The organism is Sphaerisporangium melleum (genome assembly GCF_014646695.1).
In the GTDB taxonomy this organism is placed as follows: Bacteria; Actinomycetota; Actinomycetes; order Streptosporangiales; family Streptosporangiaceae; genus Sphaerisporangium; species Sphaerisporangium melleum.
In genome coordinates this window covers 148,322-163,896 of the sequence record NZ_BMNT01000004.1, presented here as the reverse complement: position 1 = coordinate 163,896, position 15,575 = coordinate 148,322, and the positions used below count along the sequence as shown (strand labels likewise).

13 protein-coding genes are annotated in these 15,575 nt (G+C 70.5%); 4 read left to right on the top strand and 9 right to left on the bottom strand.

What is annotated here, in order from left to right:
* The first annotated feature begins 47 nt into the window (after window positions 1–47).
* Window positions 48–2,744 carry an ATP-binding protein gene (locus IEY93_RS04890; RefSeq protein WP_189161730.1) on the top strand — a complete coding sequence of 899 codons (2,697 nt, stop codon included), beginning with the start codon at window positions 48–50 and terminating at the stop codon, window positions 2,742–2,744.
* Between the two features lie 196 nt (window positions 2,745–2,940).
* On the opposite strand, the gene IEY93_RS04885 is transcribed toward IEY93_RS04890, so the two are convergent.
* The 3 genes from IEY93_RS04885 to IEY93_RS04875 all read right to left on the bottom strand — a co-directional run bounded on the left by IEY93_RS04885 (window position 2,941) and on the right by IEY93_RS04875 (window position 4,340).
* Window positions 2,941–3,198, bottom strand: coding sequence for a DUF397 domain-containing protein (locus IEY93_RS04885; RefSeq protein ID WP_189161729.1), 258 nt, complete (start codon window positions 3,196–3,198; stop codon window positions 2,941–2,943).
* Between the two features lie 91 nt (window positions 3,199–3,289).
* A complete protein-coding gene (locus tag IEY93_RS04880) occupies window positions 3,290–3,484 on the bottom strand; it encodes a DUF397 domain-containing protein (RefSeq protein WP_229690868.1) in 195 nt (64 codons plus the stop codon).
* A 7-nt stretch (window positions 3,485–3,491) separates the two neighbouring features.
* A complete protein-coding gene (locus IEY93_RS04875; RefSeq protein WP_189161728.1) occupies window positions 3,492–4,340 on the bottom strand; it encodes a helix-turn-helix domain-containing protein in 849 nt (282 codons plus the stop codon).
* Window positions 4,341–4,703: 363 nt separating this feature from the next.
* On the opposite strand from IEY93_RS04875, the gene IEY93_RS04870 reads away from it, so the two are divergent.
* The gene (locus IEY93_RS04870) at window positions 4,704–5,552 is read left to right on the top strand and encodes an ATP-binding protein (protein ID WP_189161727.1); all 849 of its coding nucleotides are present in this window, start codon (window positions 4,704–4,706) and stop codon (window positions 5,550–5,552) included.
* Window positions 5,553–5,579: 27 nt separating this feature from the next.
* Here the strand turns inward: IEY93_RS04870 and IEY93_RS04865 are convergent, their stop codons facing one another.
* The 3 genes from IEY93_RS04865 to hppD form a co-directional block, all read right to left on the bottom strand.
* Window positions 5,580–7,028, bottom strand: coding sequence for a M1 family metallopeptidase (locus IEY93_RS04865; protein WP_189161726.1), 1,449 nt, complete (start codon window positions 7,026–7,028; stop codon window positions 5,580–5,582).
* Between the two features lie 32 nt (window positions 7,029–7,060).
* Window positions 7,061–7,594, bottom strand: coding sequence for an RDD family protein (locus IEY93_RS04860; RefSeq protein ID WP_189161725.1), 534 nt, complete (start codon window positions 7,592–7,594; stop codon window positions 7,061–7,063).
* 332 nt (window positions 7,595–7,926) lie between these two features.
* The gene (gene hppD / locus IEY93_RS04855; RefSeq protein ID WP_189161724.1) at window positions 7,927–9,027 is read right to left on the bottom strand and encodes a 4-hydroxyphenylpyruvate dioxygenase; all 1,101 of its coding nucleotides are present in this window, start codon (window positions 9,025–9,027) and stop codon (window positions 7,927–7,929) included.
* A gap of 102 nt (window positions 9,028–9,129) precedes the next feature.
* On the opposite strand from hppD, the gene IEY93_RS04850 reads away from it, so the two are divergent.
* Window positions 9,130–9,609, top strand: coding sequence for an Lrp/AsnC family transcriptional regulator (locus tag IEY93_RS04850; protein WP_189161723.1), 480 nt, complete (start codon window positions 9,130–9,132; stop codon window positions 9,607–9,609).
* A gap of 172 nt (window positions 9,610–9,781) precedes the next feature.
* A complete protein-coding gene (locus tag IEY93_RS04845) occupies window positions 9,782–11,983 on the top strand; it encodes a transglycosylase domain-containing protein (protein WP_229690867.1) in 2,202 nt (733 codons plus the stop codon).
* Between the two features lie 21 nt (window positions 11,984–12,004).
* On the opposite strand, the gene IEY93_RS04840 is transcribed toward IEY93_RS04845, so the two are convergent.
* From IEY93_RS04840 to IEY93_RS04830, 3 genes are all read right to left on the bottom strand, one after another.
* A complete protein-coding gene (locus tag IEY93_RS04840) occupies window positions 12,005–13,969 on the bottom strand; it encodes a thioredoxin domain-containing protein (RefSeq protein WP_189161721.1) in 1,965 nt (654 codons plus the stop codon).
* A 189-nt stretch (window positions 13,970–14,158) separates the two neighbouring features.
* Window positions 14,159–15,034, bottom strand: a complete 876-nt coding sequence (locus tag IEY93_RS04835) for an FAD:protein FMN transferase (protein ID WP_189161720.1) — start codon at window positions 15,032–15,034, stop codon at window positions 14,159–14,161.
* Window positions 15,034–15,575 (bottom strand): FMN-binding protein (locus IEY93_RS04830; RefSeq protein WP_229690866.1); only part of this gene is annotated, 542 nt, incomplete at its 5' end. The genes IEY93_RS04830 and IEY93_RS04835, both read right to left, overlap by 1 nt.

The window sequence follows — 15,575 nt, the reverse complement described above, 5'->3', positions numbered from 1 at the left end:
AGGCCGGCGAACCTCTCCAGCCGGGTCCGCTGGGATACGTTGTCGCCATGCGGACCGGTTGGGCGAGGCCGAACGTGCTGATCGGCAGGGCGGAGGAGAAGAAGCGGCTGGAAGCGCTGGTCTCCGGAGCACGGCTCGGCCACGGCGGGGCGATCGTCCTGCACGGCGAGGCGGGGGTCGGCAAGAGCGCCCTGCTGCACCACGTGCGGGTGACGGCGGATCTCCGCGTCCTGCGGGCTTCGGGCACCGAGTACGAAAGCGAGGTCCCGTTCGCGGCGCTGCACCAACTCTGCCTGCCGGTGCTGGAGTACGCCGCGGAGCTCCCGGCCGCGCATCGTGAGGCGTTGCACACCGCGTTCGGCCTGTCCGAGGGGCGTACGGGCCCGTCCCGGGTCGGCTTCGCCGTCCTCAACCTGCTCAGCGCCGCGGCCGCCGACCGGCCGATGATATGTCTGACGGACGACGCTCAATGGGTCGACTCGGCCTCCGCGCGGGCCCTGATCTTCGCCGCCCGGCGGATCGAGACGGAGCCGATAGCGATGATCTTCGCCATGCGATCGCTCGCCGAGCGCGACGAGTTCCGTGCCCTGCCGGAACAGGCCGTGCACGGGCTCTCCGAAGCCGAAGCGCAGTTCTTCCTCGACGGCGCCGACCCCGCGCTCGACCCCGAGGTTCGCGAACGTCTCATCGCGGAATCCCGGGGTAATCCGCTCGCCCTTCTCGAACTGCCGCGGGCCGGCGGATTCACGATCCCGAAGGCGACATCGGTGACCTCACAGATCGAGAAGAGCTACCGGTCACGGCTGCGCGACCTGCCGGCCGAGGCACGCCGGCTGCTGATCCTCGCCAGTGCCGACCCCACGGGAGATCCCGGTCTGCTCTGGCCTGCGGCACGGTTACTGGAGATCGACATACCGACCGGCAGCGCGCTGGCCGGTATGAGCGGGCTGATCGAGTTCGGCACCCGCATCCGTTTCTGCCATCCCCTGGCGAGATCCGTGACGTACCGCACCGCCGACGTCCAGACCCGTCGTGCCGCCCACCTGGCCCTGGCCGAGGTCACCGATGCCTCTACGGCCCCGGACCGGCGTGCATGGCATTTCGCCCAGGCATGCGCGGGCCCCGACGAAGACGTCGCCAAGGAACTCGATCGATCCGCGGCGAGGGCGCGAAGCCGCGGCGGCATCAACGCGGCGGCCGTCTTCCTCGAACGAGCGGCCGAGCTCTCGTTCGATCCCGGGACGCGGATCGAACGCGGACTCTCCGCCGTGTCGCTATTTCTCGAAAGCGGGGCGCTCGACGCGGCCGCGAGCCTGCTCAGAAGCATCGTCACCCCCGGCATGGACGCGACGGTCCGGGGCCGGTACGAGCTGCTCAGAGGGCGGCTGGCGTTCGCCCGCAGAGGCGACGCCGACGGCCCGCGATTCATGCTGGACGCCGCGCGATCCCTCGAACGCGTCGACCCGGTGGGCTCCCGGGAGGCGATGGTCGACGCGCTGGAGATGAGCCTCGTCGTAGGGCGTGCGACCAACATGATGGACGAAGTCCTGTCGCTGGCGCGCTCCGACACATCCGGCCGGCACCCGCTCGACGTGCTGGACGCGTTGGCGCTACTGGCGGATAAGGGGCATCGCATCGGGGTCCCGGCACTGCGCGCGGTGCTGCACGGGGACGAGGGGCGAGAACCCCTCTGGGTCCGGCGTCCCGCCCTCGCCGCCATGATCGCCTCAGAGCTCTGGGAGCCTGACACGCATGCCCAGATCGCACACCGGCTGGTGCGGGAGAGCCGGCGGTCGGGTTCGTCGCTCCGGCTGAAACTGGGGCTGGGCCAGCTCGCGTCGAGCGCCGCGTTCGCCGGCGATCTGCCGCGGGCCGCTGTCGCGGTGGCCGAGGAGGAGGCCATCGCCGATGCGACCGGTACACCGTCGGTCTGGTACCACCGGCTGCACCTGGCCGCGATGCGCGGGCACCGTACGGAGGGACTGCGGCTGTTCGCGACCGCAGCCGGCGAAGGCCACTCCGGTCAACTGCTCGCGAACCTGCACTGGGCCACGGCGGTGCTCCACAACAGCCTCCGCGACCACCCCGCCGCGCTCACCGCCGCCCGCCGGGCCGTGGCGCACGACGATCTGTTCCTCGCCGGGATGTCGCTGCCCGAACTGGTGGAAGCGGCGGTGCGATGCGGCGCACGAGAAGAAGCCGTCGCCGCCCTGTCCGCGCTGACCGAGCGTACGACGGCCGGTGGTACGCCCACCGGCCTGGGAATCGCCGCCTACGCGCGCGGCCTGGTGACCGGCAGGGAGGACGACTACCAGGAGGCCGTCGAACACCTGTCGCGCGTCGACCTCGTGCCCTACCGCGCCAGAGCCCATCTGCTGTACGGCGAATGGTTACGGCGCGCCGGACGACGCAAGGACTGCCGGACGCAGCTGCGCACAGCCTTGGACCTGAGCCGAAGCTCCGGCCTCGACGCCCTCGCCCGGCGGGCGGCGGCCGAACTACGCGCGACCGGCGAGCACGTACGCCGCAGCCGGCCGTATGGCGATCAGCTCACCCCGCAGGAGGCGAACATCGCGAGGCTGGCCGCCACCGGCGCCACCTCCAACGAAATCGCCACCCGCCTGTTCCTCAGCCCCCGCACGGTCGACACCCATCTGCAGAGGGTGTTCCGCAAACTCGGCATCCACTCCCGCCGCCACCTCCGCGACCACCCAGCCCTCCGCCTCCCCCCGGCGAACCCCTGACACCTCACGCGGCAGGGCCGATGCCGGTCGCCGACGGTTCTGGCCGCGGAGGTCACGATGGTCGCGGACGCGGCGATCTCTGAGGCGACCTGTGCCGATGGGCCAGAGAGCAGGAACCGCCGCTGCTACGACGTTACCGTGATCTCCGCCGTCTGCTCACGAGTGCTGGGATGGCCAGGATGCTTTCGTGATCAGATCAACCGACTCTCGGGGCCGGGCACTGCTCGGCTGCCGACCCCGAACCGTACATCGTTGGGCCGGTGAACCGATGGGCCTTCATGAGGGTGAGGAACGCGTACCACTCACTGGCGGTGAAGTGCAGCACTGGTCCGCCTGGGTTCTTGCTGTCCCGGACGGCTGTTCCGCCCTCGGGGAGAAGCGCCACTTCCACGCAGTTGTCGTTCGAGGTGCTTCGAGCACTCTTGCGCCAGGCGAGTGGGGCGCTGTGGTCCACTGTGTCGCCTCTGTTCCTTGTTTAGTTGTTCGTGAAGTTCTGACAGATAGGTACTGGCTGATCAGAAGGCAACGCCCACGCCTGGGGCTGGTTACGCGAACCGGTCGGCCTTCATGCCGGTGATGAACGTGTGCCACTCGCCAGCGGTGAATCGCAGCGCCGGGCCGGTGGGGTTCTTGCTGTCCCGGATGGCCAGGCCTCCCAAGGGAAGGCGTGCCACCTCGACACAGTTGTCGTCAGTGCCGCTGTAGCTGCTCTTCTGCCAGGCGAGCATGCCTTCGTCCACGTTTCGCCTACCTTTTGTGTTGATCCATAATCGCGGCTATGAGCTGCGTCGACTCCTCTGCGGAGAGCGCAGATGTCGACACGTGGGTAAATATGAGGCTATACCGCTGATACTCCTCAGGTCTATCCAGCCAGAGACTGTCGGTCGCCGTTGCCATGTAGACCAGGCTCCGATCGCTCGGAAAGTCCAGAATGACGAAGGGACCTCCCGTCAGAGCCGGGTGTGCGCCGACGGCGTTCGGGATGACCTGGATGGTGATGTTCGGACGGGATGCCATCTCGATGAGGTGCCGAAGCTGGGCGTGCATGACCTCTCGGCCGCCTATCGCCTTCAGTAGTGCCGCCTCATCGATGATCGCCACTAGCGATGGCGGCTGCTCGCGACTGAGGATCTTCTGGCGAGCGATCCTGGCTTCGACATGCCGATTGACGACGACTTCGTCCAGCACTTGGCCGCCTCTGAAGACCGCCGCCGTGTACGCCGGCGTTTGGAGCAGTCCGGGGATGAGGACTACCTCGTACGTTCGGATGAGGGAAGCGCCGACCTCGAAGGCTGGGAGGTTGCTGCGAAAGACATCCTTGTACTCCGCCCACCAGCCCCGCTGGCGTGACTCGCGCGCGAGGGTGAGGAGGGACTCTCGTTGATGTCGATCGGTCACGCCATAGAGGTCGAGCAGGAGGCGGACGTCGTGGACGTTGGGCAGCTTCCACTCATTGCGTTCGATCCTTGTCAGCTTGCTGGGAGCCCATTCGAGACGCTTGGCGGCTTCGGTGGATGTAAGTCCGTTTTCTTCTCTCAGCTGGCGGAGAGTAGCGGACAGTTGGCGTCGTTTCAATGTCGGGCTCTGTGTTGCCATCGCTCCACTCCTCTGCTCAAATCGCCGTATCTCTTGCAAAAGCCGCACAGCGGAATTTTGTAGATGTTCCGATTTGGGTATTGCATAAAAATGGCGCCCGCATCAGTATGACGCGAGAAGGGGAGTCCTGCCAGGCGTTGCCCCGCCTGGCAGGACCTTGATCGCACGTCGGAGGTGCGACCTAGTGCAAAACCCTAATGGAAAAGCGCGCGATATTTGTGAGTGTTGGTGGCCTGAGCGGCCGCTCAGCACCCGATACCGGCACGGCTCTAAACCTTTGTATGCCGATGTCGTACCTTATCCGCGCATATCGCCGTCACCGAGCTGCGGCATAGACGAGCCGTACCGGGAAGGGGTGGTTGTGTGAACAGGTACGGCCACCAGCCACGGGCGAAAGGGCGTCATCGGCAGGGGGCGGGGTTCGAGCACGTTGTTCGGCGGCAGTGGGATCTGGCCGAACAAGCCGCCGCCCACCTGTTGGACCTGCTGGAGCCCGGCTGGGCGGTCATGTACGGCGTGGGCACGCGCCGGTTCTACGCCATCGCCACCTGGCCTGCCCTTGAGCCGCTGATCATTGAAGCGCGGGCCACGGACGAACTGTGCCGCCTCATGCGCGAGGCCGAACGGACCACGAGGCCGGGCGGCGAAGCCGACGTCTTTTCACCCGCGGCTGACCGGTCCGACCCGACATCTCACCCACCCCTGCGTACCCCACGCACTCGGCAAGGAGCCTTGATGCCAGAGACACCGGACGGTCTTCGTACCGTCTGCTGGGAGCTGCCACACGACCTGGCGATGGTCGGCAAGGCCCGCCGCGTCGTTGTTGACACCCTGATCGCCTGGGACCTTCGCGATCTCGCGGATGACGTCGTCCTGGCCGTCAGTGAGTTGCTGGCGAACGCGGTGACCTACGGGGAAGCTCCGATCCGGCTCTCCTTGTGGGCCGTGCCGGGAGAGTTCTGTGTCCGCGTGACCGATCACGGTTCCGACCAGCCGCGTTACCTCGACCTTGGCCTCGACGCCCTCCACGGCCGTGGCCTCGCCATCGTCGCCGCCCTCGCGCACGATCACGGGATCACCCCGCTCGCCGACGGCCACGGCAAGACCGTCTGGGCGCGCTGGAGGCACGGAAGCCAGAACACCGAGATCATCTCTGGTGACTCGTCCGCCGGGCACACAGAGCCGCCCGCGCCACTCAGGGGCCCTGGGTGATCGAGCGCTTTCTCCAGGCCGCACTGGTTACTGGAGGGTGGGGCGGGTGGGTTTGAAGAGCCAGGCGTCGAAGAGGGGGGTGAGGTCGCGGGCGGAGAGTTTTCCGGCGAGGGTGATGAAGTCGGTGGTGGTGGCGCCGCCGTACTTGTGCTGGTCGGTCCAGGTGCGCAGCAGCTTGAAGAACGTGTCGTCGCCGATCTTCAGGCGCAGGGCCTGCAGGGTCATGGCGCCGCGGGTGTACACCGAGTTGTTGAACAGGTCTTCGCGCTGGGCCACGCCGGGCGGGTAGCGCCACATCTCGCTGTCGTTGGCCGAGTAGTAGTCCCGGAAGGTCTTGTCGGCGCTCTGGCCGCCGGTGTGCTCGGTCCACAGCCACTCGGCGTAGGTGGCGAAGCCCTCGTTCAGCCACAGGTCCTTCCACCGGGTGATGCTGACGCTGTCGCCGAACCATTGGTGGGCCAGCTCGTGGGCGACGATGCCCTGGTCGGGCTGGAAGCCGCCGTACATGGGCTTGGTCTGGTTCTCCAGGGCGTAGCCGGCCGAGAAGTCGTCGATCACCCCGCCGGTGGAGGAGAACGGGTACGGTCCGAAGACCGTGGACCAGTAGTCGGTGACCTTGGCCGAGATGGCGTACAGCTGGTCCAGCGACTTGGCATAGGCCGGGTCGGTCGCGGCGAACACCGGGATGCCCGACGCGCTCTTGCCGGTCTTGACGTGGAACTTCCCGAGGGTGACGGTCGCCAGGTACGTCGCCATCGGGTGGGCCTCGCGCCAGGAGAACGTCGAGCGGCCGCCGGAGGTGACCGGGGCGCCGCGCATCTCGCCGTTGGCGACGACGGTGAGGCCGCTCGGCACCGTGACGTCGAAGTCGAAGGTCGCCTTGTCGGCCGGGTGGTCGTTGCAGGGGAACCAGGTTTTGGCGCCGTTGGGCTCGCTGGTGACGAACGCGCCGTCCTTGGTGGGGATGAAGCCGTAGGTGCCGAGGTTGGAGGAGTTGCGGACGGGGTCGGGCTTGCCGTCGTAGGTGACGGCGACGGTGAACGCCGCGCCCTTGACCAGCGGGGACGCCGGGTCGATGACCAGCTCGTCGCCCTTGCGCGCGAAGGTCGCGGGCGAGCCGTCCACGGTGACCTTGCGGACGGTGTATCCGTGCAGGTCGAGGTCGAACCGGGTCAGGCCCTGGATGGCGCGGGCGCGGACGGTGGCGGTGCCCGCCAGACGGGTGGCCGAGGGCTCGTAGGAGAGCTTGAGCGTGTAGTTCTCGACGTCGTACCCGCCGTTGCCGTCGGCCGGGAAGTCGGGATCGCCGATGCCGGCGGCGCCGATCAGCTCGTTCTCGGCGGCCGGCGGCTGCGCGCCGGACTTGCCGGGGGCGGCGCTCGGCGCGGTCGCGCCGTTGGACGCCGCACAGGCTCCGGCCGAAAGGACGGTCACCGTCAGTAGGGCGGTCATCCGCCGTCGAGCCGTGAAGCGCATGTGCAGCAGCCTATGTGAGGAGGCGCAGGTCATCAGGCTTCTACGACGATGGTGGACGCCGCTTTGTCATGTAGTGCCTGCTTCTTTCCATCGAAGACGATCCAGAGCAGGTCGACCACACCCAGGCAGAAAATCACCCCGAGCAGGCCGTACACGGCCTCGCGGATGGCGGCCTGACGGGCGGTCACCGGCTCCTGGCTCGGGGACTGCACGACCCGGAGCCCGAGCAGCCGCTTGCCGAGGGTCTGGCCGTTCCAGAACGCCGTGAACAGCCAGAAGTACAGGAACCAGATCACCACGACCCCGAGGCCGCTGCCCGTGCGTACGGTGTCCAGGGTGCCGTCGGCGGCGCGCTCGGTGATGGTGCGGGAGAACGGCGAGGTCAGCAGGCCGACGATCAGGAGGTCCACCAGGCCCGCGACCAGCCTGCGTCCCCGGCCGCCGAGCGCTGCGCCCCAGGGCCCGTACGGCGGGCCGTCCTGGTCGTACCCCTCCCAGGGCCGCGCGCCCCCGCCGTACGCGCCGGGACCGTCGTGGGGTGGGTCATCGCCCCCCGGTGATGTCATGCCTGTGTGATCGCCGGGAAGCCGCGCCGCCAAACTTCGGTAACCGGAATCGCAGAATGCGGTCAATGAGGACGGCCCGGTCGTGGGACGCCGGTCCCCGGGAGGATCCGCGGTGGTCCGGGAGGGGGCGATCCGGAAGGATCCGCCGCGGACTCCCGGGGACCGGCGTGGTTCCCCGGGGGAAAGGGGGCGTCCCCGGGGGCCTCCGGAAAGGGGTGGGTTCCCGGAGGTGGCCCCGGGACACCGGGCGCGATGGCCCGGATGCGGGCTCGCGGGGTGTCCCGGGGGAGTGCCCCCGGGGCGGGGGGTGTCCCCGGGGGAGGCCGTGGGGGTCAGAGGTTGCCGCGGCGGGCCTGCTCGCGCTCGATGGCCTCGAACAGCGCCTTGAAGTTGCCCTTGCCGAAGCCGAGGGAGCCGTGCCGCTCGATGAACTCGAAGAACACCGTGGGCCGGTCCTGCACCGGCTTGGTGAAGATCTGCAGCAGGTAGCCGTCCTCGTCGCGGTCCACCAGGATGCGGTGCCTCTTCAGCTCCTCGATCGGCGCGCGGACGTCGCCGATGCGGGCGCGCAGTTCGGGGTCGTCGTAGTAGGAGTCGGGCGTGTCGAGGAACTCGACCCCGGCGGCGCGCATCCGCTCGACGGTGCGCACGATGTCGTTGGTGGCGAGCGCGATGTGCTGGACGCCCGGGCCGCCGTAGAACTCCAGGTACTCGTCGATCTGCGACTTCTTGCGGCTGACGGCCGGCTCGTTGAGCGGGAACTTGACCTTGCGGGTGCCGTTGGCCACGACCTTGGACATCAGCGCCGAGTACTCGGTGGCGATGTCGTCGCCGATGAACTCCGCCATGTTGGTGAAGCCCATGACGCGCTTGTAGAACTCCACCCAGTCGTCCATCTTGCCGAGCTCGACGTTGCCGACGCAGTGGTCGATGGCCTGGAAGTACCGCTTGTCCGGCGGCTCGACGATGGGCGCGGCGGCGACGTAGCCGGGCAGGTACGGGCCGCTGTAGTTGGCGCGGTCGACCAGGGTGTGCCGGGTCTCGCCGTAGGTCGCGATCGCGGCGGTGACGACCTTGCCGTGCTCGTCCTCGACGACGTGCGGCTCGGCCAGCCCGCGGGCGCCGGCGGCCACGGCGTGCGCGTAGGCGGCCTCGACGTCCGGCACGTCGAGTGCCAGGTCGATCACGCCGTCTCCGTGCTCGGTCACGTGCCGGGCGATCTCGGTGCCGGGGCGCACCGAGCCGCGCAGCTCGAACCGGGCGCTGCCGGAGGTGAGCACGTACGCCACCTCGTCGCGGCTCCCGGTCTCGGGTCCCTTGTACGCGACCAGGCGCATCCCGAACGCCGAGGAGTAGTAGTGGGCCGCCTGCTTGGCGTTGCCCACGGCGAACACCACCGAGTCCATGCCGTGTACGGGAAATACATCGCTCATGGGGCCACTCTGGGATGGAATGACTGGAATGCGCAAGCGTTGCCGAATTCGGTGGGCAGTTTGCCTAGCCGAGCCCCCGATCGACCGGTAATCCTGTACAGCATGTCGATCGACGATCTGGACGCACGGCTCATCGCGCTGCTCGCCGCCGAGCCGCGGGTGGGCATTCTGGAGGCGTCACGCCGGCTCGGCGTGGCGCGCGGCACGGTGCAGGCGCGGCTGGACCGGCTGACCGCGAGCAAGGTGATCACCGGGTTCGGGCCGGACATCGACCCGGCCGCGCTCGGTTACCAGGTGACGGCCTTCGTCACGTTGCAGATCCGGCAGGTGAGCGGGCATGAACCGGTAGCGGGGCTGCTCGCGGCCATACCGGAAGTGCTGGAGGTTCACACGATCACCGGCGGCGGTGACATGCTGTGCCGCGTGGTGGCGCGCAGCAACGCCGATCTGCAACGGGTCATCGACCTGATCGTGGACGTGGAGGGGGTGGTGCGCACGTCGTCGGTGATCGCGCTGGACACGCCGGTCGCGTACCGGGTGCTGCCCCTGGTCGCCGATGTCCCGCGGCGCCGCGACCGTTAGCGCCGGCCCGACGAGCGGGCGTTCTCGACCAGGTGACGACGGCCCGCCGGCCGGTCGGTGCGAAGGCGTCATTTCGGGCCTCGATGGCCGGGGCATCGTTACGTATCATTTACCGTAGGACGATCCGTCCAGCTCACGGGGTATGGCTGGTAGGAGATCGGGGGGTGGGGCCGTGCGGGACGCAGACCGGAGGCGCCGGTTCGGACGGCGCTTCCTCCGCAGCTTCGTCATCGCCGGCGGGGTCGTCGTGTTCGGCCTGCTCGGGCTGTTCGCCGTCGCGTGGGTGCTCACGCCGATCCCCGACACCACGCAGAAGAACGCGACCGCCCAGGGGTCGCTGATCTACTACCGGGACGGCAAGACCGTGCTCGCCCGGGAAGGCGTGAACCGCAAGAACGTGCCTCTGGACGAGGTGCCCAAGCACGTACGAGACGCGGTCATCGCGGTGGAGAACCGCACCTTCTACCAAGATCAGGGCGTGTCGATCGAGGGCACGGCCCGGGCGATGTGGTCGACGGTGACCGGCAGCCAGATCCAGGGCGGTTCGACGATCACCCAGCAGCTCGTCCGCAACTACTACAGCGGGCTGAGTCAGGAGCGGTCGGCCACGCGCAAGCTCAAAGAGATCCTGATCGCGCTCAAGGTCGACCAGTCGAAGTCCAAGGCGTGGGTGCTGGAGCAGTACCTCAACACGATCTACTTCGGCCGCGGCGCGTACGGCGTCCAGGCCGCCGCCCAGGCGTACTTCGGCAAGGACGTCGACGAGCTCGACGTCTCCGAGGGCGCCTACCTCGCGGCGGTGATCCAGCAGCCGTCCCGCTTCGCCTCGCCGCGCGGCGCCGACCTCGCCGCCGCCCAGGGCCGCTGGACGGCGGTGATCAACGCCATGGTGCAGACGCGCTCGCTCACCCCGGCGCAGGCCGCCGAGCAGCGCTTCCCCGCGTTCGCCAAGCGCAAGAACCCGCTCACGCTCACCGGCCAGAAGGGGTACATCCTGGCGCAGGTGCGGGCCGAGCTGAACCGGCGCGGCTACACCGACGAGCAGATCGAGCAGGGCGGGCTCAAGATCACCACGACCTTCGACAAGAAGCTCATGGCCGCCGCCGAGCGGGCCGTCAAGGAGACCCTGCCGGAGGACACCTCCAACAAGGTGCGCACCGGCCTCGCGGCCATCGTGCCGGACACCGGCGAGGTCGTCGCCTTCTACGGCGGCCGCAGTTACCAGGCCAACCAGTACGACAACGCCTTCTCCGCCAAGGTGCAGGCCGGGTCCACCTTCAAGCCGTACACGCTGGCCGCCGCGCTGGAGAACGGCTACGACCTCAACACCCGGGTCGAGGGCAACTCGCCCATCCGCGTGGCCTCGGCCAAGCAGCCGATCCCCAACTCCGGCGGCGCCTCCTACGGCTCCGCCATCGACCTGGTCGACGCGACGCGCAACTCGGTGAACACCGCCTTCGTCGATCTCGGGCAGAAGGTCGGGCTCGGCAAGGTCGCCAAGACGGCGGAGGCCGTGGGCATCCCGGCCGGTCAGATCGTCAAGCAGAAGGACTACCCGACGTTCCCGCTGGGCACGGCGTCGGTGAGCGCCGTGCAGCAGGCGTCCGGGTTCGCCACCTTCGCGGCGGGCGGCGTGCACAAGGAGGCGCACGTCATCCGGTCGCTGACCGACGCGGACGGCACGACCAGGAAGTTCACCGCGCACGGTGTCCGGGCGTTCAGCGAGGGCACCGCCGCGGACGCCACCTACGCCATGGAGCAGGTCGTCCAGGGCGGCACCGGCGCCGCGGCCCGGCTGTACGACCGGCCGGTGGCGGGCAAGACCGGCACCAGCGACTCCTCCAGCGCCGTCTGGTTCGTCGGCTTCACCCCGCAGCTCTCCACCGCGGTGAACATGTTCCGCGACGACAACAAGACCGTGAGCGTCCCCGGGTACGGCGCGCTGTACGGCGGGTCGCTGCCCGCGCGGGTGTGGCGGGCGTTCATGTCGGAGGCCATGGCCGGCAAGCCGGTCAAGGACTTCCCCGGCCCGCAGGGCTACGACCCCTACGGCGGCGACGGCTGGGGGCAGGACGGTCAGGGCGGCTGGAACGACACCGGCTGGAACGGCGGGCCCGACAACGGCGCGCCGCAGGGCGAGCAGCCCACCGGGCCGGACGCGCCGCCGGACGCGACCCCGCCGCCGGACCAGGGCCCCGGCGACCCGAAGGGGCCGCCCGACGGAGGCCCGAACGGCGGCGATCCGAACGGCGGTGGCCCGGACGGCGGTCCCAACGGGGGCGATCCCAACGGCGGGAACCCGGACGGCGGCGGCCCCGACGGCGGCCCGCAGGTCCCCGACGCCCCGGTAGAGACCGTCGGCCCACCCGGCTGACCCGCGGCCCGGCCAAGGGCTTCAGGGGGTGGTGTTCAGCTCTCTGGACAGGTCGGCGGGGGTGGTCACCGGGGCGCGGCAGGTGAAACTCCGGCACACGTACGCGGCCGGAAGGCCGTCGACCAGGCCGCGTCCCGCCATCAGCGGCACGTCGCCGTCGCCGAGCGCGATCACCGTGCCCGGCGTACCGGCCATCAGCGCCGCCCGGTGCAGCGCGGCCGTCCGCGGGTCGTCGAGCGCGCCGGTGATCGCCACCTCGACCGGCCCGGCCAGCGCGGCCTCGGCCACGGCCAGGCCCCACCCGGCGAAGCGCGCGTGCCGGTCGGCGAGCGTCGTGACCGTGCCGAGCGCGGCCTCGGCGGCCTCGCGGTGCCGGGACGACCCGGTCAGCGCGGCGTACGACAGCAGGGCCCCCGCCGCCGCGTTCTGCCCGGACGGGGTCGTGCCGTCGGTCGGGTCCTGCGGGCGTTGGAACAGCCGCTCGCCGTCGTCGGCGGTGTCGTAGAACCCGCCGCGCCCGTCCGGGAACCGGTCGAGCACCGTCTCCAGCAGGGCGCCCGCCTGCTCGAACCAGCGGGCCTCCCCGGTCACGCCGTACAGGGTCAGGAACCCCTCGGCGACGTCGGCGTAGTCCTCCAGCACCCCGGCGTTCGCCCCCGCCCGGCCGTCCCGCGAGGTGCGGGCCAGGCGGCCGCCGTCCAGGTGGACCCGGACCAGCAGCTCGGCGGCGGCGCGGGCCGCGCCGACCAGGTCGGGCCGGTCGAACAGCGCGCCCGCCTCGGCCAGGGCGGCGATGGCCAGCCCGTTCCAGGCGGCCACCACCTTGTCGTCCCGGCCCGGCCGCACCCGCGCGGACCGGGCCGCGAGCAGGCTCGCCCGCACGTCGGCGAGCATCTCCCGGTCCACCGGGTCCGACAGGAGCTGGAGCACCGAGGTGCCGTGCTCGAAGGTGCCCTCGCGGGTCACGGAGAACACCGAGGCCGCCCACGCGCCGGGCTCCTCGCCGAGCGCCTCGCGCAGCTGGTCCGGCGTCCAGACGTAGAAGCGGCCCTCCTCGCCCTCGCTGTCGGCGTCCAGCGCCGAGGCGAAGCCGCCTTCGGCGGTGCCCAGCTCGCGCAGCATCCACTCGGCGGTCTCGACGGCCACCCGCCGGGCCAGCGGAGATCCGGTGGCCCGCCACCAGTGCGCGTACACCCGCAGCAGCAGGGCGTTGTCGTACAGCATCTTCTCGAAGTGCGGGACCACCCAGCCGGCGTCCACGCTGTAGCGGGCGAAACCCCCGCCGAGCTGGTCGTACATGCCGCCGCGCGCCATCGCCTCCAGCGTCCGGCCCGCCATCTCCATGGCCTGCGGGGTGCCGTGGCGCAGCAGGAACTCCAGCACCATGGACGGCGGGAACTTCGGCGCGCCGCCGAACCCGCCCCGCGCGGGGTCGAAGGTGCGCGCCAGGTCGGCCACGGCGTGCTCCAGCACCTCGTGCGTCGGCGCCGCCCCGCCCGGCAGGTCGCCGCCCTGGCTCAGCGCGTCCACCACCTTGGCGCCCTGCCCGATCACCTCGTCGCGCTGCTGCGTCCACGCCTGGGCGACCCCGGCCAGGAGCTGCTGGAACCGCTGCCGCGGGAAGTAGGTGCCGGCGTAGAACGGGTGGCCGTCCGGGGTGGCGAAGACGGTCATCGGCCAGCCGCCCTGGCCGGTCATGGCGGTGGTCGCGTTCATGTACACGGCGTCCACGTCGGGACGTTCCTCGCGATCGACCTTGATGTTGACGAACCGGTCGTTCATCATCCGCGCGGTCTCGGCGTCCTCGAACGACTCGTGCGCCATCACGTGGCACCAGTGACAGGCCGAGTAGCCGACGGAGATCAGCAGCGGCACGTCGCGCCTGCGCGCCTCGGCGAACGCCTCCTCGCCCCACTCCCACCAGTGGACGGGGTTGTCCGCGTGCTGCAGAAGGTACGGGCTCGTGGCGTCCTTGAGCCGGTTCATCGGACCCCTCCTGCGTCGGCGGCACGCGTGTCCCTCGCGCGGGACGGCCGCGGCCGACCGGCTCGCGCGATCACTTCCACCCTAGACGGGCGCGCGGCGGCCACCGCGCACGGCGTGCCTTCCCAAAGGGCACTCCGCTCACCGTTCCCGGTAGCCGGGCGTACTCACCTCATCCGTGCAGGATCACCGTCACGCTCTCGGCCGAGGCGTACCGGCCGCGAGCTCCGCGGGCTCCGCGAGGGGGAAGCCGGGGGTGCGCCAGGTGCCGCCCGAGGCGGTCACCGCGAACGCCTCCACGCCCGCCGGCCCGGTCACCCAGTCCATGGCGGCGTCGCCCATGGCGAACGCCGCCGTGGCGTAGGCGTCGGTCATCGTCAGGCTCGGCCCGGTCAGCGTGATCGAGGCCAGCGCGGACGCCGGGCGGCCGGTGTGCGGGTCGAGGATGTGCGGCCCGCGCTCGGCCGTCCCCGAGGTGGCCACCGCGAACCGCCCGCCCGCGTGCCGGTACGGAGACTCGACCACGGCGGCCAGGGCACCGGGACGCGACGGGTGGGCCACGCCGACCCGCCACGGGCGTCCGGGCCCGGCCGTTCCGGACAGCTGGACGTCCCCGCCGCCGTTGACGCAGTGGTTCACCGCCCCGGCCCGGATGAGGATGTCCGACGCCCGATCGATGGCCCAGCCCTTGACCATGCCCGCGGGGTCCAGGCGCCCGCCCGGGTAGGCGGTGAAGTACCCGCGGGTCGCCTCGGCCGCCTCCGCGCACCGGCCGAGGATCTCGGCGACCTCCGGCGGGCAGTCGGCCAGGCCGATCTCGCCCCGGCCGAGCCTGCTCACCGGGCTGTCCGGCCGGTAGGTCGAGAAGGTGGCGTCCACCCAGTGCAGCCACGCCACGGCCTCCGCCACAGCCGCCTCGACCGTCGCGTTCTCCGTCCCATCGCAGGCGCTCCGTGTCGCCGGATCGCCCGCCGTCGTGCCGAGATTGCGGTCGCCGGTGTGCTGGGCGTCGAAGTCGCGGATGTCGAAGGAGAAGACCGTGCCCATGGCGTGTTCGACGTGCCGCATCACAGGCCCGCCCGGTCCAGGGCGCTCTGCAGCGACTGGACGTACCCGTCGCTGGTGTAGGTCGCGCCGGAGACGGTGTCGATCTGGGCCGACTGGGCGGAGAGCGCCTCCTGCTCCAGGATCGGCAGCGCCCGCTCGTTGATCACGAGGTCCCGCCGGTTGCCGTGCGGCGACTGCAGCACCTGAACCGCGGTGATCTTGCGGCCGGACAGCACCAGCGCGACCTGCACCGGGCCCCAGCGGGTGTCGGCGACGTCGCCGGTGACCGTCCTGCCGCCGCTCGTACCGGAACCGCCGGTGCCACCGGTCCCGCCCTGCCGGCTAGGGGCGGTGGAGGGCCGGGTGGCCGGGGGGAGGGCGCCCTCGTCGTCGTCATCGTCATCGTGCTCGCCCTCGTCGTCCCCGCCCGAGGCCGGGGCGGACCGGTCGCCGCTCAGGGCGGTCCCTCCGCTGCCGCCGCCGTTCTGGGCGACGGCGGCGGGCCGGTCCGCCGCGGTGGTGATCGCGTGCGGCTTGAAGGACAGCAACAGCACCAGTCCAA

Excerpts from the sequence above, each read along its gene's own strand:
- IEY93_RS04850 (WP_189161723.1), top strand. The coding sequence starts at position 9,130 with ATGTCGATCGACGATCTGGACGCACGGCTCATCGCGCTGCTCGCCGCC.
- IEY93_RS04840 (WP_189161721.1), bottom strand. The coding sequence starts at position 13,969 with ATGAACCGGCTCAAGGACGCCACGAGCCCGTACCTTCTGCAGCACGCG.
- IEY93_RS04835 (WP_189161720.1), bottom strand. The coding sequence starts at position 15,034 with ATGCGGCACGTCGAACACGCCATGGGCACGGTCTTCTCCTTCGACATC.
- IEY93_RS04860 (WP_189161725.1), bottom strand. The coding sequence starts at position 7,594 with ATGACATCACCGGGGGGCGATGACCCACCCCACGACGGTCCCGGCGCG.
- hppD (WP_189161724.1), bottom strand. The coding sequence starts at position 9,027 with ATGAGCGATGTATTTCCCGTACACGGCATGGACTCGGTGGTGTTCGCC.
- IEY93_RS04875 (WP_189161728.1), bottom strand. The coding sequence starts at position 4,340 with ATGGCAACACAGAGCCCGACATTGAAACGACGCCAACTGTCCGCTACT.
- IEY93_RS04890 (WP_189161730.1), top strand. The coding sequence starts at position 48 with ATGCGGACCGGTTGGGCGAGGCCGAACGTGCTGATCGGCAGGGCGGAG.
- IEY93_RS04865 (WP_189161726.1), bottom strand. The coding sequence starts at position 7,028 with ATGCGCTTCACGGCTCGACGGCGGATGACCGCCCTACTGACGGTGACC.